Origin of the sequence: Limnohabitans sp. (assembly GCF_030158565.1) — a bacterium.
Lineage (GTDB): Bacteria > Pseudomonadota > Gammaproteobacteria > Burkholderiales > Burkholderiaceae_C > Limnohabitans_A.
Genome location: NZ_JAOASQ010000057.1, coordinates 41,517 through 63,346, shown reverse-complemented (window position 1 = coordinate 63,346; position 21,830 = coordinate 41,517). Strand labels below are relative to the sequence as shown.

General features: G+C 57.5%; 24 protein-coding genes. 10 read left to right on the top strand and 14 right to left on the bottom strand.

The window, feature by feature from the left end; all coding sequences use genetic code 11:
* Positions 1 to 16: 16 nt before the first annotated feature.
* From mobA to Q1W40_RS12215, 3 genes are all read right to left on the bottom strand, one after another.
* Entirely contained in the window at positions 17 to 640 is a 624-nt protein-coding gene (gene mobA, locus Q1W40_RS12225; RefSeq protein ID WP_300712405.1) for a molybdenum cofactor guanylyltransferase MobA, read from the bottom strand.
* A gap of 5 nt (positions 641 to 645) precedes the next feature.
* Positions 646 to 1,788 (bottom strand): GTP 3',8-cyclase MoaA, encoded by a 1,143-nt coding sequence (moaA, locus tag Q1W40_RS12220; RefSeq protein WP_300712402.1) that lies wholly within the window; start codon positions 1,786 to 1,788, stop codon positions 646 to 648.
* A 283-nt stretch (positions 1,789 to 2,071) separates the two neighbouring features.
* A complete protein-coding gene (locus Q1W40_RS12215; RefSeq protein WP_300712399.1) occupies positions 2,072 to 3,505 on the bottom strand; it encodes an aldehyde dehydrogenase family protein in 1,434 nt (477 codons plus the stop codon).
* Between the two features lie 152 nt (positions 3,506 to 3,657).
* Between Q1W40_RS12215 and ppa the strand changes: the two genes are divergently transcribed.
* The gene (gene ppa / locus Q1W40_RS12210; RefSeq protein ID WP_300712396.1) at positions 3,658 to 4,188 is read left to right on the top strand and encodes an inorganic diphosphatase; all 531 of its coding nucleotides are present in this window, start codon (positions 3,658 to 3,660) and stop codon (positions 4,186 to 4,188) included.
* A gap of 82 nt (positions 4,189 to 4,270) precedes the next feature.
* Here ppa and Q1W40_RS12205 read toward each other — a convergent pair whose 3' ends face one another.
* Positions 4,271 to 5,458, bottom strand: a complete 1,188-nt coding sequence (locus tag Q1W40_RS12205) for a GNAT family N-acetyltransferase (protein WP_300712393.1) — start codon at positions 5,456 to 5,458, stop codon at positions 4,271 to 4,273.
* Between the two features lie 4 nt (positions 5,459 to 5,462).
* On the opposite strand from Q1W40_RS12205, the gene Q1W40_RS12200 reads away from it, so the two are divergent.
* Entirely contained in the window at positions 5,463 to 7,136 is a 1,674-nt protein-coding gene (locus Q1W40_RS12200) for an NAD+ synthase (protein WP_300712390.1), read from the top strand.
* 20 nt (positions 7,137 to 7,156) lie between these two features.
* On the top strand, positions 7,157 to 7,495 hold the full coding sequence (locus Q1W40_RS12195) for a P-II family nitrogen regulator (RefSeq protein WP_108325150.1): 339 nt from the start codon (positions 7,157 to 7,159) through the stop codon (positions 7,493 to 7,495).
* A 53-nt stretch (positions 7,496 to 7,548) separates the two neighbouring features.
* On the opposite strand, the gene Q1W40_RS12190 is transcribed toward Q1W40_RS12195, so the two are convergent.
* Genes Q1W40_RS12190 through Q1W40_RS12165 form a run of 6 tightly spaced genes read right to left on the bottom strand, consistent with a single transcriptional unit; the run spans position 7,549 to position 10,764 of the window.
* Positions 7,549 to 8,136, bottom strand: coding sequence for a TIGR00730 family Rossman fold protein (locus tag Q1W40_RS12190; RefSeq protein WP_300712385.1), 588 nt, complete (start codon positions 8,134 to 8,136; stop codon positions 7,549 to 7,551).
* A gap of 14 nt (positions 8,137 to 8,150) precedes the next feature.
* The gene (locus Q1W40_RS12185) at positions 8,151 to 8,555 is read right to left on the bottom strand and encodes a diacylglycerol kinase (RefSeq protein WP_108325152.1); all 405 of its coding nucleotides are present in this window, start codon (positions 8,553 to 8,555) and stop codon (positions 8,151 to 8,153) included.
* 17 nt (positions 8,556 to 8,572) lie between these two features.
* Positions 8,573 to 9,043, bottom strand: coding sequence for an RDD family protein (locus Q1W40_RS12180; RefSeq protein ID WP_315237811.1), 471 nt, complete (start codon positions 9,041 to 9,043; stop codon positions 8,573 to 8,575).
* Between the two features lie 35 nt (positions 9,044 to 9,078).
* A complete protein-coding gene (locus Q1W40_RS12175) occupies positions 9,079 to 9,762 on the bottom strand; it encodes a DUF3106 domain-containing protein (protein WP_300712374.1) in 684 nt (227 codons plus the stop codon).
* The gene (locus Q1W40_RS12170; RefSeq protein ID WP_300712372.1) at positions 9,755 to 10,201 is read right to left on the bottom strand and encodes a DUF3619 family protein; all 447 of its coding nucleotides are present in this window, start codon (positions 10,199 to 10,201) and stop codon (positions 9,755 to 9,757) included. Before Q1W40_RS12170 ends, Q1W40_RS12175 begins: the two co-directional genes overlap by 8 nt.
* Complete coding sequence (locus tag Q1W40_RS12165) at positions 10,198 to 10,764, bottom strand: RNA polymerase sigma factor (protein ID WP_300712369.1); 567 nt, start codon at positions 10,762 to 10,764, stop codon at positions 10,198 to 10,200. The genes Q1W40_RS12170 and Q1W40_RS12165 overlap by 4 nt, the downstream gene beginning before the upstream one ends.
* Positions 10,765 to 11,086: 322 nt before the next feature.
* Here Q1W40_RS12165 and Q1W40_RS12160 point away from each other — a divergent pair, with 322 nt between their 5' ends.
* From Q1W40_RS12160 to Q1W40_RS12135, 6 genes are all read left to right on the top strand, one after another.
* Entirely contained in the window at positions 11,087 to 12,850 is a 1,764-nt protein-coding gene (locus tag Q1W40_RS12160) for an acetolactate synthase 3 catalytic subunit (protein WP_108325162.1), read from the top strand.
* Between the two features lie 2 nt (positions 12,851 to 12,852).
* On the top strand, positions 12,853 to 13,344 hold the full coding sequence (gene ilvN, locus Q1W40_RS12155) for an acetolactate synthase small subunit (protein WP_019429372.1): 492 nt from the start codon (positions 12,853 to 12,855) through the stop codon (positions 13,342 to 13,344).
* 39 nt (positions 13,345 to 13,383) lie between these two features.
* The gene (gene ilvC, locus Q1W40_RS12150) at positions 13,384 to 14,400 is read left to right on the top strand and encodes a ketol-acid reductoisomerase (protein ID WP_300712363.1); all 1,017 of its coding nucleotides are present in this window, start codon (positions 13,384 to 13,386) and stop codon (positions 14,398 to 14,400) included.
* 117 nt (positions 14,401 to 14,517) lie between these two features.
* The gene (gene pssA / locus Q1W40_RS12145; protein ID WP_300712360.1) at positions 14,518 to 15,333 is read left to right on the top strand and encodes a CDP-diacylglycerol--serine O-phosphatidyltransferase; all 816 of its coding nucleotides are present in this window, start codon (positions 14,518 to 14,520) and stop codon (positions 15,331 to 15,333) included.
* Between the two features lie 196 nt (positions 15,334 to 15,529).
* Positions 15,530 to 17,068 (top strand): 2-isopropylmalate synthase, encoded by a 1,539-nt coding sequence (locus tag Q1W40_RS12140; RefSeq protein WP_300712357.1) that lies wholly within the window; start codon positions 15,530 to 15,532, stop codon positions 17,066 to 17,068.
* A gap of 59 nt (positions 17,069 to 17,127) precedes the next feature.
* A complete protein-coding gene (locus tag Q1W40_RS12135) occupies positions 17,128 to 18,264 on the top strand; it encodes a serine hydrolase (RefSeq protein ID WP_300712354.1) in 1,137 nt (378 codons plus the stop codon).
* 74 nt (positions 18,265 to 18,338) lie between these two features.
* On the opposite strand, the gene Q1W40_RS12130 is transcribed toward Q1W40_RS12135, so the two are convergent.
* From Q1W40_RS12130 to aat, 3 genes are read right to left on the bottom strand one after another with little or no spacing between them, the layout of a single operon-like run.
* Positions 18,339 to 19,118 (bottom strand): IclR family transcriptional regulator, encoded by a 780-nt coding sequence (locus Q1W40_RS12130; RefSeq protein WP_300712351.1) that lies wholly within the window; start codon positions 19,116 to 19,118, stop codon positions 18,339 to 18,341.
* 42 nt (positions 19,119 to 19,160) lie between these two features.
* Positions 19,161 to 19,904, bottom strand: coding sequence for an arginyltransferase (locus Q1W40_RS12125; RefSeq protein ID WP_300712348.1), 744 nt, complete (start codon positions 19,902 to 19,904; stop codon positions 19,161 to 19,163).
* Complete coding sequence (aat, locus tag Q1W40_RS12120) at positions 19,901 to 20,668, bottom strand: leucyl/phenylalanyl-tRNA--protein transferase (RefSeq protein ID WP_300712345.1); 768 nt, start codon at positions 20,666 to 20,668, stop codon at positions 19,901 to 19,903. Before aat ends, Q1W40_RS12125 begins: the two co-directional genes overlap by 4 nt.
* Positions 20,669 to 20,883: 215 nt before the next feature.
* Between aat and pgeF the strand changes: the two genes are divergently transcribed.
* Positions 20,884 to 21,606: a peptidoglycan editing factor PgeF gene (gene pgeF, locus Q1W40_RS12115; RefSeq protein WP_300712552.1), complete on the top strand. Its 723-nt coding sequence runs from the start codon at positions 20,884 to 20,886 to the stop codon at positions 21,604 to 21,606.
* Here the strand turns inward: pgeF and Q1W40_RS12110 are convergent.
* A complete protein-coding gene (locus tag Q1W40_RS12110; protein ID WP_300712342.1) occupies positions 21,523 to 21,825 on the bottom strand; it encodes a hypothetical protein in 303 nt (100 codons plus the stop codon). The genes pgeF and Q1W40_RS12110 overlap by 84 nt on opposite strands.
* Positions 21,826 to 21,830: the final 5 nt, after the last annotated feature.

The following is a 21,830-nucleotide window of genomic DNA, read 5'->3' as shown; positions in this document are numbered from 1 at the left end:
TGCCGTGCCGCGCGGTTCAAAGTGATTCGAGTTCTTGCAATTCGGCCAGTGTGTTGGCGTTGGCAAAAGCGTGGGCGCTGTCGCCGCTCTGGTCAAACGGCACGATGGCGCAGCGGTGCTGGCCCGTCCATGCGTCGATCTTGCGGCCACCGCTTTGGGTGAACTTGACCAGGCTCTCCAGCAGCTCTGTTTTGAGCAGGCAAAACACCGGCTGTGGGCGCACCGCGCCATCGGTCTCGGGTGCAGCCGCCATCGCCATGTCGGCGTCTTGCTCATCCATGGCTTTGTACAGGCGTTCAACCAGATCGAGTGGAAACAGCGGCGAGTCGCAGGGCACAGTGAGCAAGAGCGGGGTTTCGCAGCGCTCCAGGCCCGTGAGAAAGCCCGCCAATGGCCCCGCATAGCCATCGATGCTGTCGGGCCAGACCGGCACGCCCAAGGACTCGTAGGCGGCCAGGTTGCGGTTGGCATTGATCAAAATTTCTTGCAGCGGCAGGCTTTGCAGTTGCAGGCGCATCAGGGTTTGCAGCGCCAGCGGCATGCCGCGAAAGTTTTGCAGGCCCTTGTCGATGCCGCCCATGCGTGAGCCGCGCCCGCCCGCCAAAATCAGGCCCGTGATGGCCGGTGCTGTGTGGTTCATGGCGTTCAGCCTCCGATATAGCTCATTTCCACCCGGCGCCCGGGGCCGCTGGCGGTGTCGGGGCCGCGCAGGCTGCGCAGCACCGAATATTGGTCGGTTCGTCCGCGCCAGATGGCGTCCACCGTGGCGGCCAGCGCCGTATCGTCTTGAGTGGGATCACGCAAGAGCTGGCGCAGGTCATAGCCCTGGCTGGCAAACAGGCACAGGTACAAGCGGCCTTCGGTGGACAAACGGGCGCGGTTGCAGTCGCCGCAAAAGGCCTGCGTCACGCTGCTGATCACGCCGATCTCGCCCAAACTTGGGTCGTGCTCGCCTTGGGCGTTGGCGTAGCCCCAGCGCTCGGCGGTCTCGCCCGGGGCGGCTGGGTCCAGCTGCACCAGCGGCAGCTCGGCATGCAGCAGGCGCACGACGTCTGCGCTGGGCAGCACCTCGTCCATGCACCAGCCATTGGTCGCACCCACGTCCATGTATTCAATGAAGCGTAGCACGATGCCTGTGCCCCGGAAATGCCGGGCCATGGGCAATATTTCATGCTCGTTGGTGCCGCGTTTGACGACCATGTTGACCTTGATCGGCCCCAAGCCTGCTGCTTGGGCAGCGGCAATGCCATCCAACACATCGGCCACCGGAAAGTCCACGTCGTTCATCTGGCGGAAGACGGCGTCGTCCAGCCCGTCCAAGCTCACCGTCACGCGCTGCAGGCCCGCGTTTTTCAGGCTCTGGGCTTTGCGCGCCAGCAGTGAGCCGTTGGTGGTCAGCGTCAAATCAAGCGGCTGACCATCGGGCGTGCGCAGGGCGGCCAATTGTTCAATCAAGATTTCGATGTTCTTGCGCAGCAGCGGTTCACCGCCCGTCAGTCGGATTTTGCGCACCCCACGGCCCACGAACACGGTGGCGATGCGGGTGATTTCTTCAAAACTCAGCAGGTGGCTGTGCGGCAAGTAGGCGTAGTCTTTGTCAAAGACCTCCTTGGGCATGCAGTAACTGCAGCGGAAGTTGCAGCGGTCGGTCACGCTGATGCGCAGATCGGTCAGCGGGCGACGCAGCCCGTCCAGCGGCAGGGTGCTCAGGTCATGCCCCGCCGACAAGGGGGGCAAAGGCAAGCTGGGGTGGCGCTGGTCAACCAGCGGAATGACGCGTTCAGACATGGCCTCGATTGTGCCCCAGCCTCCGCGCCCCATGGATCACCTCGCGGGAAGACCCTTGATTTGTCATCCCAGGCGAAGACCTTGCATTTGTCACCCCGGGCGAAGACCCGGGGTTCATCTCACTTGCATGCCATGGATCCCGGATCAAGTCCAGGATGACGAATGCATGGATCCCGGATCAAGTTCGGGAGGACAGCAGTATGGATCCCAGCTCAAATCGAGGGAGCCAAAGCTTGGAGCGCCCATGAAGTGGGGGTACACAAAGGGGTTGAACCCAGTGGCTTCAACCGTGCTGAATGGCCACCGTCTTGAGGGTGGTAAAACCCAGCAGCGCCTCAAAGCCTTTTTCGCGTCCATAGCCCGAGGACTTGACACCCCCAAAAGGCAGCTCCACGCCACCACCTGCGCCGTAGTTGTTGATGAACACCTGGCCGCTGCGCACGCGCTTGGCCATGCGGAACTGGCGGCCACCGTCACGCGTCCAGATACCGGCCACCAAACCGAATTCGGTGGCATTGGCCAAAGCCACAGCGTGGTCCTCGTCGGTGAAGGACATCGCCGACAGCACCGGACCAAAGACTTCTTCTTGCGCCAGGCGGTGCATCACCGGCACATCGCGCAGCAGGGTGGGGGCTTGGTAAAAGCCACCCGCAGGCACGCCCGCCGCAATTTGCCCTTGTGCCACGGTGGCAATGCCATCGGCGCGGGCCTGGTCCAAAAAGCCGGTGACGCGCTGCAACTGGCTGGCGCGAATCAGTGGCCCCAAGTCCAGGTTCATGGCGGCCGAGCCCACTTGCAGGCGGCTGAAGGCTTCGCCCAGACGTTTCAAAAGCGGTTCGTAAATGCCTTGCTGGATCAGCACGCGAGAGCCCGCGCTGCAGGTCTGGCCGGAGTTTTGCACGATGGCATTCACCACCACCGGAATGGCCGCATCCAGGTCGGCGTCGTCAAAAATGATCTGCGGGCTTTTGCCGCCCAGCTCCAGTGTCACGGGGCAGTGCCGCTCAGCCGCCACTTGCTGGATCAGCGTGCCCACGCGGGGGCTGCCGGTGAAGCTGATGTGGTCAATGCCCGGGTGGCGGGCCAGCGCGTCGCCCACCTCGTGGCCGTAACCGGTGACGATGTTGATGGCACCCGGCGGAAAGCCGACTTCGGCCGCCAGTTGCGCTACGCGGATCAGGCTCAGGCATGCGTCTTCGGCCGGTTTGACCACGCAGGCATTGCCAGCTGCCAAAGCGCCACCTACGCTGCGCCCAAAAATCTGCATCGGGTAGTTCCAGGGGATCACATGGCCCGTCACCCCATGCGGCTCGCGCCAGGTCAGCACGCTGTAGCCGTTTTGGTAAGGCAGGGTCTCACCGTGCAGCTTGTCGCAGGCACCGGCATAAAACTCAAAGTAACGCGCCAAAGCCACCGAATCCGCAGCCGCTTGTTTGGTGGGCTTGCCGCAGTCGCGCAGCTCTAGGGCGGCCAGTTCGGCTGCGTGCTCACTCACTTTTTGAGACAGCTTCATGAGCAAGCGCCCACGCTCCACAGCCGTCAGCTTGCCCCAAGGGCCGTTGAAAGCGGCACGGGCCGCTTGCACCGCGGCATCGATGTCAGCGGCTTGGCTGCGCGGGATCTGATCGAACACCAGCCCGTCAGACGGGTCGAGTACATCGATGGTTTGCCCTGCCAGGGCCGGAACGGATTGGTTGGCGATGAAATTCAGTTGCATGGACCCGATTGTGATGCCCCTGCGGCATTTGGAAATCACGCCAGAGACAGCCCAAAACCCCTCAACGCGGAAGGGACGCAAGCCCGGTGAAAGTAAAATCGGGGTTAATCCCTAGCGATTGACATTCCTTTCAACTTTTCCAACGAGACACCATGTCCCTGAACAAAGTCACCCCCGGCAGCAAAGTACCCGATGCATTCAACGTGATCATCGAAATCCCGATGAACTCCGACCCTGTGAAGTACGAAGTGGACAAAGAGTCCGGCGCTTTGTTTGTGGACCGCTTCATGGGCACCGCCATGCACTACCCCACCAACTACGGCTACGTGCCCCAGACCATCGCCGGTGACGGTGACCCGGTCGACGTGTTGGTGATGACCCCTTTCCCACTGCCCCCAGGTGTGGTCGTGCCTTGCCGCGCCATTGGCATTTTGCTGATGGAAGACGAAGGTGGCATGGACGGCAAGGTGTTGGCTGTGCCCACCGAGAAAATCCTGGCCAGCTACGCCAAAATCAAGTCGCTGGACGACATCCACGAGCTGCAACTCAAGCAAATCGCCCACTTTTTTGAGCACTACAAAGACCTCGAAAAAGGCAAATGGGTCAAGGTCAAGGGCTGGGAAGGCATTGAGTCGGCCCATAAAGAAATCCTGGACGGCATCGCCAACTACAACAAGGCCTGATTGCCGGTCTCAACGGCCTCTGCTGGAAGCCGTTGAAATCTCCCAAAAACGCCTGTGCGGTACACACCGTGCAGGCGTTTTTTCATGGTCCCTTCTTCAAGGGTGAGTGCTGATTGAGCGCTTCCAGGTAGTTCTCCACCCCCGCTTTTTCCCTCTCCAGAAACCGCGCCACCGCTTCTGAAAACGACGGATGCGCCAGCCAGTGGGCGCTGTGGGTGGGGGTGGGCAGCAGGGCGCGGGCCATTTTGTGTTCGCCTTGTGCGCCGCCTTCAAAGCGCTTGACGCCGTGCTGGATGCACCATTCGATGGGCTGGTAGTAGCAGGCTTCAAAGTGCAGGCAGTCCACCCGAGCCAGCGCGCCCCAATAGCGACCATAGGCCACTTCGGGCTGGCCATGTGCGTCCAGGTGCAGGCCGATCAGGCTGATGCCCATGGGCTGCGCTTCATGTTCGGCCACAAACAACAGCCAGTTGGCGGCCATGTCGGTGCGCATGGATTCAAAAAACGCCGGGGTCAGGTAGGGCGGGTTACCGTGTTCCCAATAGGTTTGCTGGTAGCAGCGCAGCAGCAGGGCCCAGTCGCCTTCCGTCATGTCGGGGCCGCGCACGGCGCGAAACGTGACGCCCGCCTCGGCTACTTTGCGGCGTTCTTGCCGGATTTTTTTGCGTTTTTCTTGTGTCAGGCTGGCCAAAAAGTCATCGAAGTCGCGCCAGCCTTGGTTTTGCCAATGGAACTGCACTTGGTCGCGTTGCAGCAGCCCGGCTTGTTCGCAGGCCTGCAGGTCTTGCGCGCTGCCAAACAAAATGTGCAGCGAGGGGATATCGTTGGTTTGGCAAATGTCCAGTAGGGCGGCCAACAGGCCTTGGCGGGCGTCGTCAGATTCGGCCAGCAAGCGGCTGCCAGGCACGGGGGTGAAGGGCGAGGCGACCAAGGCTTTGGGGTAGTAGTCGAGGCCGTGGCGCTGGTAGGCGTCGGCCCAGGCGTGGTCGAACACGTATTCGCCGCGTGAGTGGGTCTTGATGTAGAGCGGGCAGGCGGCGGCCAACACATCGCCTTGCGGGGTGCTGCGCCACAGGCTGATGACTTGCAGCGTCCAGCCGGTCTCAGGCGCTGCCGATTCGCTGGTCTGCATGGCCGACAAATAGGCATGCTGCATGAAGGGGCTTGGCGCGTCTTGTCGGGCGAGCAGGCCGTCCCAGGCTTCAGGCGCGATGGCGCTCAGGTCGTCCTGCACCCGGGTGACATAATTCAAGCTCACATTTTCCAGCACCTGTATGACTCTCCAAATTCGTGTGGCCCAGCTCAACTTCGTCGTGGGGGACATGCCGGGCAATGCCCGAAAAATCATCGACTTCGCCACCCGGGCGCATGCCGAGGGTGCGCGCCTGGTGCTCACGCCCGAGCTGTCGATTTGCGGTTATGCCGCCGAAGACTTGTTGCTGCGCCCCGCCTTCATTGACGCCTGTGATGATGCCCTGAAAACAGTGGCCCACGGGTTGGCCGGGTTAAAAGGTTTGCATGTCGTGGTGGGCCACCCCGAAGGCGGCGGCCTGCGCACCCGCAGCGTGGCGGTGACGCGCCGACACAACCGTGCCAGCGTGTTGTGCGAGGGTCAGGTGGTGGCCCCTTACGACAAGCGCGAGTTGCCCAATTACCAGGTGTTTGACGAGCGCCGCTACTTCACGCCCGGCAACGGTGTCGGCGTGTTCGAAGTCGATGGCGTGAAGGTCGGCTTGCTCATTTGCGAAGACGCCTGGTTTGACGAACCGGCACGCGTTGCGCGTGATGCCGGCGCGCAGTTGCTGGCGGTGCTGAACGCCTCGCCTTTCCATGCAGGCAAGGGTGCCGAGCGCGAGCAGCGCATGCGCGAGCGCGTGGCCGATTGCGGCTTGCCCCTGATTTACGCGCATTTGGTGGGTGGCCAGGATGAGGTGATTTTTGAAGGGCGCTCGTTTGCGCTCACTGCCCAAGGCGAGACCGTGGCGCGGGCTGAGGGCTTTCGCGAGGCCGATTTGGCGGTGCAGGCATCGGTTGGCCAGCAGGGCGTGGCCTTGACCGCAGCGGCCGATGCCCTGGTGCCTTTGGCCAGCGCCGATGCCGAGCTGTGGGACGCCCTGGTGCTGGGTGTGCGCGACTATTTGGGCAAGAACGGTTTCAAGGGCGCGATTTTGGGCCTGTCAGGCGGCATCGATTCGGCGCTGGTGCTGGCGATTGCGGTGGACGCGATCGGGGCCGACAAGATCCATGCGGTGATGATGCCCTCGCCCTACACGGCTGACATCAGCTGGATCGATTCGCGCGACATGGTCAAGCGCCTGAATGTGCGTTACGACGAAATTTCGATTGCGCCGCTGTTTGATGGCTTCAAGCAGGCGCTGTCGGCCCAGTTTGCGGGGCTGAAAGAAGACACGACCGAAGAGAACATCCAGGCCCGCATTCGCGGCACGCTGCTCATGGCGCTGTCCAACAAGACCGGTGCGATTGTGCTGACCACTGGCAACAAGAGCGAGATGGCCACCGGTTATTGCACGCTTTATGGCGACATGGCGGGTGGTTTTGCAGTGATCAAGGATGTGGTCAAAACCCGCGTGTTTGACCTGGCGCGCTGGCGCAACCTTCATGACCCGTATGGCACGGGCAGCCAGCCGATCCCCGAGCGCATCATCACCCGCCCACCCAGCGCTGAGCTGCGCCCCGACCAAAAAGACCAGGACAGCTTGCCCGCGTACGAGGTGCTGGACGCGATCATCCAGCGCTACATGGAAAACGACGAGGGCGTGGAGGCGCTGATTGCCGATGGTTTTGAGCGTGCCGATGTGGAAAAAGTGACCCGCCTGATCAAGCTCAACGAGTACAAACGCCGCCAATCGCCCGTGGGCATTCGCGTGACACACCGCAGTTTTGGCAAGGATTGGCGTTATCCTATGACCAACAAATTTCGCGCTTAACTTTTCCCAGAGGATTCCCCATGAAACAGATCACTGCCGTCATCAAACCTTTCAAGCTGGAGGAGGTGCGTGAAGGTTTGGCCGAATGTGGTGTGACTGGTCTCACAGTCACGGAAGTCAAAGGTTTTGGTCGTCAAAAAGGCCACACCGAGCTGTACCGCGGCGCTGAATACGTGGTCGACTTTTTGCCCAAGGTGAAGGTGGAAGTGGTGGTCAAGGACGATGATGTGGACCGCTGCGTGGACGCCATCATCAAAGCAGCGCGCACCGGCAAGATCGGTGACGGCAAGATTTTTGTGACTTCGGTCGAGCGCGTGGTGCGCATCCGAACCGGTGAGCAAGACGACACGGCCATCTGATCCCCACCAATGCAGTGGGCTATGGCGTTTTGCCACGGCCCCAACTGGGTGGGTCAGATCAATTCAGTGCGGGCGGGCAGGCTCATGCCCGATTGTTCAACCAGCGACTGGAGCAAAGCCAGAGGCTCTGTGGCCGTGGTCACCAGTTCGGTTTGCCACTTGCCCATGAAGTCATGTGACACAACCTGATCGATGAAGGTCATCAGGCTGTCGTAATAGCCATGGCAGTTCAAGATGCCAATGGGTTTGTCGTGGTAACCCAGTTGGCGCCAGGTCCAGACTTCAAACAACTCTTCAAAGGTGCCGATGCCGCCTGGCAAGGCCAAAAACGCATCGGCTTTCTCGGCCATCATCCTTTTGCGTTCATGCATGGTGTCCACCACATGCAGTTCAGTCAGGCCGTGATGCGCCCATTCTTTCTCGACCAAGGCGGTGGGGATGATGCCGACGACTTGTCCGCCAGCGGCCAGGGTGGCCTGAGCGACGATGCCCATCAGGCCGTTGCGGCCACCGCCGTAAACAAGTTGCCCGCCGTGCGCGCCGATCCAGGTGCCGACTTGTCTTGCCATTTCGGCAAAGCGAGGTTCATCGCCGTTGCGTGAGCCACAGTAAACACAGATGGAAAATGCAGGTGCCTTCATGTCGAAGCGCTTGTTCAGGCCCGCAGGGCCTGGAGGATGGCCGCTGTCCAAATGCCGACGCACAGCAACAAGCTGAGCAAAACGGCTGCGCTGCCCATGTCTTTCGCACGTTTGGACAAGTCATGCCACTCAGGGCCGATGCGATCGATGGCCGACTCAATGCCCGTGTTGAGCAGCTCGACAATCATGACCAGTAAAACCGAGCCGACCAGCAATGCTGTCTCTGGCCAGCTTTGCCCGAGCCAAAAAGCCATGGGTATCAGAGCCATCGCAGCCACGGCTTCTTGGCGAAAAGCAGTTTCGTGCCAACCCGCTTTCAACCCCTGAATCGAATAGCCACCGGCATGGAAAACACGGCTCAGGCCTTTGCGTGTTTTTTGAGCGTTAACGGATTCTTTGGATGGGGTCTTGTCAAACATGGTGCAGGAAAAATGCGTTATGCGGCTGAGATCAATCGGGTGCCAGCCCATGCATCATGCCAAAACTGTTTTTGAGGGTGAAATCGGCTCAGCAAGGCCCAGATCACGATCCATCCCAGTGTGATCACACCCACTTCGGCAGCAGGCAAGGCAAAGGGCACGGTGAACGCCAAAGGCGGTAGGAACCAAGCCCAACTGAGCAGATAGCGAATCAGTGCACGAGCCTGTGATAGAGGCTGGCCATTTGCATCAACAGCACGGATGTGCCAGGTTTTCATGGCCAGGGTTTGGCCGCGAGACCAAAACCAGGTGAAGTAAATGCCCAGAACCAGAAACAAGAACGCTTGCATGCCCGGGCGGTGGTCCAGGGCGTGTTTTGTTTGGCTGAGTGTGCTGAAAAGGTAACCCGAAATGAAGACAACGCCGAAAAGCAGCATGCCTTCGTAAAGCCAGCAGGCCATGCGACGTTTCAAGGAAGGTGCAGTCAAATCGGTGAGTGTCTTCACAACGGGATCATGTTTCGTCAAGAGGAAGAGCCTTCGGTGTGCGCAGGAGAGTCCATCGGTTGCTGGCTGTCGACCGCTTTAGGGGCTTTGGGTAGCAGGGTTTTCCGGTCCAATGGCTGTGCACTGGCGCCTGGGCGGGTGATGTCCTTGGCACTGTCGATTGTGCGCGCTTGCGGAGCCAGCAAACGAAGGGTTTCAGCGGGTTTGGAGATGGTGGCCGCACTTTTCGTGGGGCCGGTGGCTCCAACAGAAAGCAAGCGCTTGTCTTCCGCAGACAGTGCTTGATAGGCCTCCCATTTGGCTCTCTTGTCCTCTTTGGGCAAGCTTTGTATGGCGTTGAAGTTGAACCGCGCGTGGTTGCGTTGCTGGGGGCTCAAGGCGACCCAGTCGGCCATGCGTGTGTGCATGGTGCTTTGCTCATTGGCCGGCAATTGGCTGAAGTTTTGGGAAATGGCCAGCCATTTGCTCTGTTGCTGAGGTGTCAAGCTGCCCCATTGCGCAGCCAAGGGCGCTAAGGCTTGCTTTTGTTGAGACTTGAGCTCATGCCAGTGGCTGCCCGCAGCGGTCGCATTCGGGGTAGCTGGTGTAACAGCGGGCACTGTTTGAGCTGCACTGACGAAAAACCAGGCGCCCAGTGCGATGCCGCAGCACAGTTTGTGCATGACGGCACAGTGCATGGCGTTTTTAGAAACTTCAGTCATTCTTGACACGGTCACTGAGCCCTTGTTTCAAAAATTGAACAAAGCCTGCATCTGCGTAGGCATCAGGAGGCAGTTCGTCTGTCAGCAAAGCCGAGTCGATGGCTGCAAGTTCGTTGGTCCGGCTGTCTTGCTGGATCCATTGAATGGCGCTCAAGCCCAACACCAAAGCCAGCAAGGGCAAAGCAGAAGCCAGAATGCTCCAGATGTTGAGGCCTTCATCGCCGGATGCGGTCAGGGTGCCATTGTTTTGAATACTTGTTTTTTGGGCAAACCCCAGCTGCATGACCGGTTTGCGTTGAGCCATGGCCAGTTGGCGGGCGACGCGCAGGCGCTCGGAGATGTCATGGGGCAAGCCAGGGGCGGCCATGCTCAGCTGAGCCGCAAAATGGCGGCCCAAACGGTCCATGTTGAGTTGTTCTGATGTATTTTGATTTTTCATGGTCTCAGTCCCTGGTTTTCCAAAGTTTTGCTCAGAGCCTGAATGGCCCGAGAACAATGGGTTTTGACGCTGCCTTCTGAGCAGCCCATCACGGCCGCGGTTTCTGCCACGTCCAACTCCTCCCAATAACGCAGCAGGAAGGCTTCCCGTTGACGCGCGGGCAGCGCCATGACAGCAGATTCGATGTGTTCGAGGGTTTGTACCCTGCCAATCCACTGTTCTGCGCTCTCAACGCTGGCCTCCTGATCCCCGCTGGCGTTGACTTCCAGCAAGTCAAAGTCCCCATCGGCATCGTCCGATCCAAAGTCACTGAGGTTGGTGAACAGGGCATTGCGTGTTTTTTTGCGGCGAAACCAGTCCAAAACGGTGTTGGACAGGATGCGCTGGAACAGCAAGGGCAATTCGGCGACAGGCTTGTCGGCGTAATTGCTGCACAGCTTGATCATGCTGTCTTGCAGGATGTCCAAGGCTGCATCTTCGTCCCGCACATGGTAGAAGGCGCGCTTGAAGGCCTTCTTTTCCACGTTCTTCAGAAAGTCTGAAAGTTCTGAGTCGGATGCCAACTTGATTTCCGGCCTTCGCGTTGGCGAGGCTTTTGCCTGTTTGTCATGAAAGGGTATGCATTTCTTCAAAGAGTCTGCATACGGTCGCGCTGATTATCGCACCGGGCGTTGATGCGCTTTGGCTTGATCCCGGGTTTTTGGAAACCTTCTGTACAAATGCGATAATGCGCGATTGCAATTGAAAAAAAGCAAACGGATCACCGTCCGGCACTTTTACAGTTTGGTGCCCATGTCGGTGGTCTCAAGTCCCAAAGCCACTTCAAAAGAGTCGAGCCCAGGGGCACCCAAGGTTTTTCGTTAGAGAAATTCACAAAGGTTGAATATGGACATGAACAAAGCCGAAACGGCACAAGCCGCGGCCAGCGGACAAGAGCTGCGTGGCGCAGAAATCCTGGTCAAGGCGCTTCAAGCAGAGAACGTGCAATACATCTGGGGTTATCCAGGTGGTGCCGTGCTCCACATTTACGACGCTTTTTACAAGCAAGACACCATTCAGCACGTTTTGGTGCGCCATGAGCAAGCGGCTGTACATGCTGCCGACGGCTTCGCCCGCGCGACGGGCGAAGTGGGCGTGGCGCTGGTGACCTCGGGCCCTGGCTTGACCAATGCCGTCACCGGTATCGCTACCGCTTACATGGACAGCATTCCGATGGTCATCATCAGCGGCCAGGTGCCGACTGCGGCCATTGGTCTGGATGCCTTTCAAGAATGCGACACCGTGGGTATCACGCGCCCGATCGTGAAGCACAATTTCCTGGTCAAAGACGCCAAAGACATGGCCGAGGTCATGAAAAAGGCTTTCCACATCGCACGCAGCGGCCGACCTGGTCCTGTGGTGGTGGACATTCCGAAAGATGTTTCTTTCAACAAGGCCTTGTATTCGGGTTACCCCGAGTCGGTCGAGATGCGCTCTTACAACCCGGTGCGTAAGGGTCATGGCGGTCAGATCCGCAAGGCCCTGCAATTGCTGATGGCGGCCAAGCGCCCCTACATTTACACCGGCGGCGGCGTGCTGCTGAGCAATGCCAGCGCAGAACTGCGCGCTTTGGTGGACATGCTCAATGTGCCGGTCACCAACACTTTGATGGGTTTGGGCGCTTTCCCGGCCACGGACCGCCGTTTCCTGGGCATGCTGGGCATGCACGGCACGCTCGAAGCGAACAACGCCATGCAAAACTGCGATGTGCTGCTGGCTGTGGGTGCCCGTTTTGACGACCGCGTGATCGGCAACCCCAAGCATTTCGCTTCGGTGGACCGCAAGATCATCCACATCGACATCGATCCGTCGAGCATTTCCAAGCGCGTGAAGGTGGATGTGCCGATCGTGGGCGATGTGAAGGACGTGCTGACCGAACTCATGGGCATGATCCGCGAATCAGGCCTCAAGCCCGACCCCCAGGCGCTGGCGCAGTGGTGGGAGACGGTCGAAGGCTGGCGCAAACGCGATTGCATGAAGTACGACAGCAACAACAGCACGGTCATCAAGCCACAAAAGGTCATCGAGACCTTGTGGGACATGACCAAGGATGCCGATGCGTACATCACATCTGACGTGGGTCAACACCAGATGTGGGCTGCGCAGTACTACAAATTCAACGAGCCACGCCGCTGGATCAACTCCGGTGGTCTTGGCACCATGGGTGTGGGCATTCCTTACGCCATGGGCATCAAACTGGCCAAACCAGACAGCGAAGTGTTTTGCGTGACGGGCGAAGGTTCTGTGCAGATGTGCATTCAGGAACTCTCGACCTGCCTGCAATACAACACGCCCATCAAAGTTCTGGCCCTGAACAACGGTTACTTGGGCATGGTGCGCCAGTGGCAAGAGATTGATTACTCTGGTCGTTACAGCCACAGCTACATGGATGCCTTGCCCAACTTCGTGAAGTTGGCGGAGGCCTATGGCCACGTCGGCATCTTGGTGGAAAAGCCGGAGGATGTGGAGCCTGCCTTGCGCGAGGCCCGCAGACTCAAGGACCGCACGGTTTTCCTGGACATCCGCACGGACCCCACGGAGAACGTGTTCCCCATGGTTCAGGCTGGCAAAGGCATCACCGAGATGCTGTTGAGCGCGGAGGACCTGTAATCATGAAACACATCATTGCTGTATTGATCGAAAACGAAGCGGGCGCCTTGTCCCGTGTGGTGGGCTTGTTCTCGGCACGTGGCTACAACATCGAGTCCTTGACTGTGGCCCCAACCGAAGACCCCAGCCTCTCGCGCATGACGATCCAGACCGCAGGGTCTGACGATGTGATCGAGCAAATCACCAAGCACCTGAACCGCCTGATCGAGGTTGTGAAGGTGGTGGACCTGACCGAAGGCGCTTACACCGAACGCGAGCTGATGCTGGTCAAGGTGCGCGCCGTGGGCAAGGAGCGCGAAGAAATGAAACGCATGGCCGACATCTTCCGTGGCCGTGTGATTGATGTCACCGACAAGAGCTACACGATTGAGCTGACCGGTGACCAATCGAAGAACGACGCCTTTTTGGAGGCGATCGACCGCAGTGCCATTTTGGAGACCGTGCGCACTGGTGCGTGCGGTATCGGGCGCGGCGAGCGCATCCTGCGCGTCTAAACCCACTTGTTGAACCTGTTTATTCCTAAGGAGAACCCCATGAAAGTTTTTTACGACAAAGACTGTGATCTGTCCCTGATCAAAGGCAAAACCGTGGCCATCATTGGTTACGGCTCACAAGGCCACGCCCACGCCCAGAACCTGAACGAAAGCGGCGTCAAAGTCGTCGTGGGTCTGCGCAAAGGTGGTGCATCTTGGGACAAAGTCGCCAAAGCTGGCCTTACCGTGATGGAAGTCAACGACGCTGTCAAAGCCGCTGACGTGGTCATGATCTTGTTGCCCGACGAGCAAATCGCCGAGGTGTACAACAACAACGTCGCCCCCAACATCAAGGCAGGCGCTTCGCTGGCGTTTGCCCACGGTTTCAACGTGCACTACAACCAGGTCGTTCCACGCGAAGACCTGGACGTGTGGATGGTGGCCCCCAAGGCCCCTGGCCACACCGTGCGCAACACCTACACCCAAGGCGGCGGCGTGCCCCACCTGGTGGCGATTCACCAGGACAAGAGCGGCAAGGCCCGCGCTTTGGCCCTGAGCTACGCCATGGCCAACGGTGGCGGCAAGGCCGGCATCATCGAGACCAACTTCAAGGAAGAGACCGAGACCGATCTGTTCGGTGAGCAGGCCGTGTTGTGCGGCGGTGCGGTCGAGCTGATCAAGATGGGCTACGAGACGCTGGTAGAAGCCGGCTACGCGCCTGAGATGGCTTACTTCGAGTGCCTGCACGAGCTCAAGCTCATCGTGGATCTGATCTATGAAGGCGGCATCGCCAACATGAACTACTCGATCTCGAACAACGCCGAATACGGCGAGTACGTGACCGGTACCGAAGTCATCAACGAAAAGTCTCGCGAAGCCATGCGCGCAGCTTTGAAGCGCATCCAGACCGGGGAATACGCCAAGATGTTCATCTTGGAAGGCAAGACCAACTACCCAAGCATGACGGCACGTCGCCGCTTGAACGCTGAGCATTCGATCGAGCAAGTGGGCGCTCAACTGCGCGCCATGATGCCCTGGATTGCGAAGAACAAGCTGGTTGACCAGACCCGCAACTGATTTGCATATTGCAAACTTGAAAAAGGCCACCGCGGTGGCCTTTTTTCATGGGCGTCGTGACTGACTTAAACTCATGACTTGGCGCCTTGCTCGACCAGCCTCTGACAGGAATGGATGATGAACAACGATACCGATAAATTTGATGACGCTGAAATCATGGCGTCTTCTCGTAAGCCATCCAAAGGCATCTACATGTTGCCCAACATGATCACCTTGGCTGCCTTGTTTGGCGGTTTTTATGCCATTGTCATGGCCATGAATGGGCGCTTTGATTTGGCCACTGTTGGCATCTTGTGCGCTATGGTGCTCGATAGCTTGGATGGCCGAGTTGCCCGCATGACCAATACCCAAAGTGCGTTTGGTGAACAAATGGATTCTTTGTCTGACATGGTGTCATTTGGTGCAGCGCCAGCGCTGATCGCCTATGTCTGGGGTCTCAAGAGTCTGGGGCGCTGGGGCTGGATTGCCGCGTTTGTTTACTGTGCCTGTGCAGCCCTGCGCTTGGCGCGCTTCAATGTGAATACGGCGGTGGTCGATAAACGCTATTTCCAGGGTTTGCCTTCACCAGCCGCTGCAGCCTTGGTCACCGGGTTCATCTGGATCATGATGGAGAACGCTGTTGATCCCCAGAGTGTGGCTTGGTGGATGTTTGCTGTGGCCCTTTTCTCAGGCTTGACCATGGTGACCAATGTGCCGTTTTACAGTTTCAAAGACATGCACATGAAAAAGACGGTCCCCTTTGTTTCGTTGGTGTTGGTGGCTCTGGGCATTGCGGTTGTGAACATTGATCCGCCTACCGTGCTGTTCGCCATCTTTGTGGTTTACGGCCTGAGCGGATATGCCATTTATGTCTGGCGCAAAGCCAAAGGGCAGCCTGCCAGCATGATCAGCACCTCCACCGATGAACCCGAAGAGCGCGGACTTCATCAGTGATGTCATGCCCATGACAGCGGGCTGATTTTTCTGTGATAAAGTGAACGCATGAACAAATTTTTGCTGGCACTACTGCTAACGCCTCACGGGCGGGATGTGTAGCGCACGCGAACATTGTCCTCAAAGGCCCGTATGCCATCCGCAACGGGCCTTTTGCATTGGTGCATGGATTTGCGGTTATTGACCAGGAGCGAATATGTCTGACAAATTGATTATTTTTGACACCACTTTGCGCGACGGCGAGCAATCGCCAGGCGCATCCATGACCCGTGATGAGAAGCTGCGCATTGCGCGTCAACTCGAGCGTCTGCGAGTGGATGTGATCGAAGCGGGTTTTGCTGCCAGCTCGAACGGAGATTTTGAAGCTGTTCAGGCCATCGCCAATACGATCAAAGACTCGACAATTTGTTCTTTGTCGCGCGCCAATGACCGTGACATCGCGCGAGCGGCAGAGGCGCTCAAAGGCGCGAACAGTGGCCGAATTCACACCTTCATTGCAACATCGCCATTGCACATGGAAAAGAAGTTGCGCATGACCCCTGACCAAGTCTTTGAGCAGGCCAAGCAGTCGGTGCGTTTCGCTCGCAATTTGGTGGGGGATATCGAGTTCAGTCCAGAAGACGGGTACCGCAGTGATATGGACTTTTTGTGCCGTGTCCTCGAAGCGGTGATCGCAGAAGGCGCCACGACCATCAACGTGCCCGATACGGTGGGTTACGCCGTACCGGAGTTGTACGGTCACTTCATCAAAACTTTGCGCGAACGCATTCCTAACTCAGACAAAGCCATTTGGTCGGTCCATTGCCACAATGATTTGGGCATGGCCGTGGCGAACTCTTTGGCGGGTGTCAAAATTGGTGGTGCTCGCCAAGTCGAGTGCACGATCAACGGTCTGGGCGAGCGCGCAGGCAATTGCTCGCTCGAAGAAGTGGTCATGGCGGTCAAAACCCGTCGCGATTACTTCGGTTTGGACATCGGTATCGACACCAGCCACATCGTGGCTGCTAGCCGTATGGTCAGCCAGACCACGGGCTTCGTGGTTCAGCCCAACAAGGCGGTGGTTGGTGCAAACGCCTTTGCACACGCATCCGGTATTCATCAAGATGGGGTGCTCAAGGCTCGCGACACTTACGAAATTATGCGTGCAGAGGATGTCGGTTGGTCAGCCAACAAAATCGTGCTCGGCAAACTGAGTGGCCGCAATGCATTCAAGCAGCGTTTGCAAGATTTGGGTGTGATCTTGGAGAGCGAAACAGAAATCAACAATGCTTTTGCCAAGTTCAAGGAGTTGGCTGACCGAAAGAGTGAAATTTTTGACGAAGACATTCTGGCTTTGGTCAGCGATGAGAGTGTTACGGCAGAAAAGGAGCAGTTTGGTTTTGTCTCCATGTCGCAACACAGTGAAACCGGTGAGCGTCCGCATTCGGCGGTGGTGTTCACTGTGGGGGGCAAAGAGGTCCGTGGCAATTCTGACGGAAATGGACCCGTTGATGCATCACTTAAAGCCATTGAATCGATTGTAAAAAGTGGCGCCGAAATGGTGCTCTACTCGGTCAATGCCATCAGCGGCTCGACCGAAAGCCAGGGCGAAGTGACGGTCCGCTTGCAAAACAGTGGTCGCGTGGTTAACGGTGTGGGTTCTGATCCGGACATCGTAGTCGCTTCTGCCAAGGCTTACCTCAGCGCACTTAATAAGCTTCAGAGCAAAGCTGATCGGGTGGCCGCTCAGGGTTGATGTAATCCTTAATTGGTATTATTTAACTTTACAAAAGTCACGCAAGTTATTGTTCTTGCGTGACTTTTTTTATTTCAGTAGACTCTGATGGTATATTCAATGTGAATGCTTTTCAAAACAACGCAATGCGCCTGAATTCAACTGTAATTTCTTCTGTTTCCAACCTGTGGTCGCGGCGATTCATCACGATGATGACCGCTGGACTTGTAGGTGCTTTTTTGCTTGCGCCAGATTTTGCCGAAGCCAAGCAACGAAAAGAGGTGACACACAAGACACTCAAAAGCAGCAAGAAAAAAACATCAGCTGCGGTCAAGTTGGCTAAACGCACGACCCAATTCGCGGCCGTTGCGGCAGCCCCCTTGCGTGTTTCATTTGGGCAAAAAGCGGGTTTGCACGCTGCATCCGATCCACTGGATTTGCGCTCCAGTGTGGCCTTGGTGATTGATCAGGATACCCGAGAAGTGTTGCTGAGCAAGAACGACCAAGCCGTTTTGCCCATTGCGTCATTGACCAAGCTGATGACGGGACTTGTGATTTCCGAAGCTCAGTTGCCCATGTCTGAAATGGTCATGATCACTCAGGCCGATGTAGATACCGAAAAGGGCAGTTCTTCACGCTTGGCCGTTGGCACTGTTCTTAGCCGTGGCGATTTGTTGCATTTGGCCCTCATGTCAAGTGAGAACCGTGCTGCACACGCTTTGGGTCGTACGTTTCCTGGTGGCCTTGATGCTTTTGTTGCTCGAATGAATGGTCGTGCCAAATCGCTTGGTATGAAAGATACCCGCTACGTGGAGCCCACCGGTTTGTCTAGCAATAATCAGTCCAGTGCACACGACTTGGCGACCTTGGTCGGCGCTGCATACAAAGAGCCCGTGTTGCGTGAACTGTCGACATCGCATGGCCGTGAAATTGCTGTCGGGCACAGAACCTTGCAGTACAACAATACCAACCGACTTGTTAAAAGCCCACAGTGGGACATTGGTATCCAAAAAACGGGTTTCATCAATGAAGCAGGTCAATGCCTTGTGATGCAGGCGCAGGTTTCCGGGCGAAAATTGATCATGGTGTTTCTCGATTCCGCAGGCAAACTCAGTCGTATTGCCGATGCAGAACGTGTGCGGCGCTGGGTAGAGAAGTCTTCAGCCTTGTCTACTGGCACCAAGCATGTGGCATTGTCCGATCAGATGCCAAGTTGATTGATTTAGACATTTGCAAAGCTAAAAGGCCACCTTGCGGTGGCCTTTTTCGTGGCAAAGTCGGTAGCAGCAACTCAAAGGCTTTCGCTGTATCCGAGTGTTGTTGATATCTCGCGCGCAGTTGTTTGTAATTTGGGCAGCCAGCTTTCATCGAGCCGATCAGCTGGAGCGGAGATCGAAAGACCCGCAAGCAACTTGCCTTGGTCGTCGTAAATACCAGCGGCAATGCAGCGCACACCCAGTTCCAGTTCTTCGTTGTCACGCGCGATGCCGTATTGCTTGACGCGCGACAGTTCGCGTTCTAGTACTTGCAATTGCGTAATGCTGTTTCTGGTTTGGCCAGATAAACCCGTACGGGTGGCGTAAGAGCGCACGCGCAAAGGATCATCTGCAGCCAAAAATAATTTGCCGACGGAGGTCAAGTGCAACGGGGCACGACCGCCAATGGCTCGTACCACTTGCATGCCCGATCGTTCGCTGTAGGCGCGTTCAATGTAGACAATTTCATCCCCTTGTCGCATGCTTAAATTGACGGGTTGCTGGATCAACTTGTGCAGTTCACGCATCGGTGACAGCGCTGCATCTCTGACGTTCAATCTTCCTTTGACCAGATTGCCTAACTCCAGCAAGCGCATGCCTAGTCGGTAATTGCCCGCTTCCGGGCGGTCTACGAAACGGCCAGTGGCCAAATCGTTCAGGATGCGGTGCGCTGTGGAGGGGTGAAGGCCGGTTTTTTCGCTGATCTCTTTGAGCGAGATGGCTTCTTCGCGCGATGCGAGTACATCGATCAGCGAGAACATGCGTTCAATCACCTGGATCGTCGGCGTGGGAGCGAGGACGTGTTCTTTTTTCATGGGGTTCAGCAGAGAGGGCTGATTTTATACTGTGAAAAATAATCACGCAGGCATGAAGCTTTGCCACTGTCCGTCGATTCGAATCTCGCAGGGGTGAAAGCGTGATTTGTATTTCATTTTTGGACTGTGGTCGATCCAGTAACCCAAGTAAACGTAGGGCAGAGCCAATTGGGCCGCTTGTTCAATTTGCCAAAGTACGCCATAGGTGCCATAGCTGGCTTTGTCTTCAGGCTCATAGAAGGTGTAGACCGCAGACAGGCCCTGGTTCAAGACGTCCACGATGCTGACCATTTTCAGGGTGCCATTTTTGCCATCGGTCCCGGGTTCACGAAATTCGACAATGCGTGAATTGACGCGGCTTTGCAACAGAAATTGACTGTATTGATCGATGCTGTCTTGGTCCATGCCACCACCGACGTGGCGGGCGGTTTGGTAACGCAAGTACAAAGCGTAATGTTCGGGATCAAACTGCAGATCCAGCACACGGGTTTGAAGATGCCTATGTTGTTGTTGCGCACGCCTTTGACTGCGATCGGGTTTGAAATCTTTCACACGAACTCGCAAAGGCATGCAGGCGTTACAGCCGTCGCAGTAGGGGCGGTAGGTGAACATCCCGCTGCGGCGAAAGCCTTGGTCTACCAGCTCTGAGTAGACCTCATTTTGAATCAGGTGACTGGGCGTGGCCACTTGCGAGCGTGCCATGCGTTGCGGCAAATAGCTGCATTCGTAGGGCGCCGTTGCATAAAACTGCAAGGCCTGCAAGGGAAGGTCGTTCAGGTGTGTCACGCCGGGTTGTCGATGGCCATCAATGCATCCCAGTATAGGGATTGGCGGGCCCAATCGATGTCCCTTTGTTGCCTCGCTTGTGTCACGGTGTGCACAAAGTCCGCCCTGGGGATCTCATGCGCCCCCATGGAGGCCAAGTGGCCTGTGTTTTGTTGGCAGTCGATCAGGGGGATACCGTGCTCAAGGCACACGCTGACCAGACTCGCCAGTGCGAATTTGGAGCCATCGGTGATGGTGGTGAACATCGATTCCCCGAACACTGCATGACCCAGTGCGACGAAATAAAGGCCTGCCACCAGTTCTCCGTCGATCCAGACTTCTGTGCTGTGGGCATGACCTTGACGGTGCAAGTTTTTGTAGGCCGCGATCATTTCTGGCACGATCCAGGTGCCGTTTTGTCCGGCGCGAGGCGCCTTCGCGCAGCGCTCTATCACTTGCGCAAAATCACGGTCAAAGCACAGCTCAAATGCCGGATTCAGCAAGCTGCGCTTGAGGCTTTGCCGCAATGAGCGGTGAAACCGAAATCGGTGCGCAGGCAAGACCATCCGTGGGTCAGGGCTCCACCAGAGCACCGGTTGACCTGGACTGAACCACGGGAAAATGCCGTGGCCATAAGCTTCCAGCAAGCGGGCAGCCGTCAGATCCTGGCCAGCCGCCAACAGTCCGGGTGCGGGCGAGTTGGCGCCCCAAGCCAAGTGCACGGGCGGCAAGGGTTCTGAGTCCTTGAGCCATGGGAGTTCGGGAGATGGTGCTGGTCTGGGCATGCCTGGATTACACAATAAATGTGGCCACCTGCCCCGAACACAGGCCGGAGCCTGACCCTTTTCGGTTTATGCTGGTGCGCATGAAGTGAGGTGATGTTGGATGCCCCGGTGCATGACGCGCGCCGGGTGTTGAGGAGTGCCTTTTGTTGAAACCTGACTTTTCTGCGACCTGGCTGCAACCCGAGTGGCCAGCCCCCGCCCATGTCAGAGCGGTGATGACAGACCGCCACGGTGGGGTGTCCACCGCGCCTTATGACAGCCTGAACCTGGGCGACCATGTCGGAGATCGACCCGATACCGTCGCTGTCAACCGATCCCGTTTGCAAGCTGCTTTGCAGCGGCGTCCTGTTTTCCTGCAGCAAGTCCACGGTGCCCACTGTGTGGCGCTGGATCAATTGACGGCAGATGGCACGGTAGCCGATGCCTGCCTGGCGACAACGGCGGATGTGGCCTGCACCATCATGGTTGCCGATTGCTTGCCTGTCTTGTTTTGCGATACACAAGGCACTTGGGTGGCAGCAGCGCACGTAGGTTGGCGTGGTTTGGCCGGGCAGGGCGGTGCAGGCGTGTTGGAGAATTTGCTCGCAGGTGTGCCGCCAAGCGCCAAGGGGCACGCCGATGTCCTGGTTTGGCTTGGGCCTTGCATCGGGCCGCAGGCGTTTGAAGTTGGCGCAGAAGTTCACGCTGCGTTTTGCGATGCAGACCCGCGAGCAGACGCTTGTTTTGTGTCGCACACAGAGGGCAAATATCTGGCCGATCTGGCTGGATTGGCCCGTCAGCGCCTGCAGAACATGGGCATCACCCGGATTTATGGCAACGACAGCCAGGCCGCATGGTGTACCGTCAGCCAAGACTTACGGTTTTTCTCTCATCGGCGTGACAGCCGCCTCCGCGGGCAATCCGGCCGCATGGCTGCTTGCATTTGGCTGGAGCGGTGATGCCGATGTGCTGCTCTGAGCCTCTGCTGCTTGTTCTTGTCTGCGAATTGCTTTGCGGCGCAAAGGCGCGCCCCACAGGTAGACCACCAGTGACATGGGCAGTGCGCCATACAACAGGAAAGTGATGATGGCGCCCAAGACGCTACCCTGTGAACTAAAGGCTTCGGCCAATGCCATGAGCAGGGTGACGTACAGCCATGCGATGACGATCAAATACATTTTGT

Excerpts from the sequence above, each read along its gene's own strand:
- mobA (WP_300712405.1), bottom strand. The coding sequence starts at position 640 with ATGAACCACACAGCACCGGCCATCACGGGCCTGATTTTGGCGGGCGGG.
- moaA (WP_300712402.1), bottom strand. The coding sequence starts at position 1,788 with ATGTCTGAACGCGTCATTCCGCTGGTTGACCAGCGCCACCCCAGCTTG.
- Q1W40_RS12215 (WP_300712399.1), bottom strand. The coding sequence starts at position 3,505 with ATGCAACTGAATTTCATCGCCAACCAATCCGTTCCGGCCCTGGCAGGG.
- ppa (WP_300712396.1), top strand. The coding sequence starts at position 3,658 with ATGTCCCTGAACAAAGTCACCCCCGGCAGCAAAGTACCCGATGCATTC.
- Q1W40_RS12200 (WP_300712390.1), top strand. The coding sequence starts at position 5,463 with ATGACTCTCCAAATTCGTGTGGCCCAGCTCAACTTCGTCGTGGGGGAC.
- Q1W40_RS12195 (WP_108325150.1), top strand. The coding sequence starts at position 7,157 with ATGAAACAGATCACTGCCGTCATCAAACCTTTCAAGCTGGAGGAGGTG.
- Q1W40_RS12190 (WP_300712385.1), bottom strand. The coding sequence starts at position 8,136 with ATGAAGGCACCTGCATTTTCCATCTGTGTTTACTGTGGCTCACGCAAC.
- Q1W40_RS12185 (WP_108325152.1), bottom strand. The coding sequence starts at position 8,555 with ATGTTTGACAAGACCCCATCCAAAGAATCCGTTAACGCTCAAAAAACA.
- Q1W40_RS12175 (WP_300712374.1), bottom strand. The coding sequence starts at position 9,762 with ATGACTGAAGTTTCTAAAAACGCCATGCACTGTGCCGTCATGCACAAA.
- Q1W40_RS12170 (WP_300712372.1), bottom strand. The coding sequence starts at position 10,201 with ATGAAAAATCAAAATACATCAGAACAACTCAACATGGACCGTTTGGGC.
- Q1W40_RS12160 (WP_108325162.1), top strand. The coding sequence starts at position 11,087 with ATGGACATGAACAAAGCCGAAACGGCACAAGCCGCGGCCAGCGGACAA.
- ilvN (WP_019429372.1), top strand. The coding sequence starts at position 12,853 with ATGAAACACATCATTGCTGTATTGATCGAAAACGAAGCGGGCGCCTTG.
- ilvC (WP_300712363.1), top strand. The coding sequence starts at position 13,384 with ATGAAAGTTTTTTACGACAAAGACTGTGATCTGTCCCTGATCAAAGGC.
- pssA (WP_300712360.1), top strand. The coding sequence starts at position 14,518 with ATGAACAACGATACCGATAAATTTGATGACGCTGAAATCATGGCGTCT.
- Q1W40_RS12140 (WP_300712357.1), top strand. The coding sequence starts at position 15,530 with ATGTCTGACAAATTGATTATTTTTGACACCACTTTGCGCGACGGCGAG.
- Q1W40_RS12130 (WP_300712351.1), bottom strand. The coding sequence starts at position 19,118 with ATGAAAAAAGAACACGTCCTCGCTCCCACGCCGACGATCCAGGTGATT.
- aat (WP_300712345.1), bottom strand. The coding sequence starts at position 20,668 with ATGCCCAGACCAGCACCATCTCCCGAACTCCCATGGCTCAAGGACTCA.
- pgeF (WP_300712552.1), top strand. The coding sequence starts at position 20,884 with ATGACAGACCGCCACGGTGGGGTGTCCACCGCGCCTTATGACAGCCTG.
- Q1W40_RS12110 (WP_300712342.1), bottom strand. The coding sequence starts at position 21,825 with ATGTATTTGATCGTCATCGCATGGCTGTACGTCACCCTGCTCATGGCA.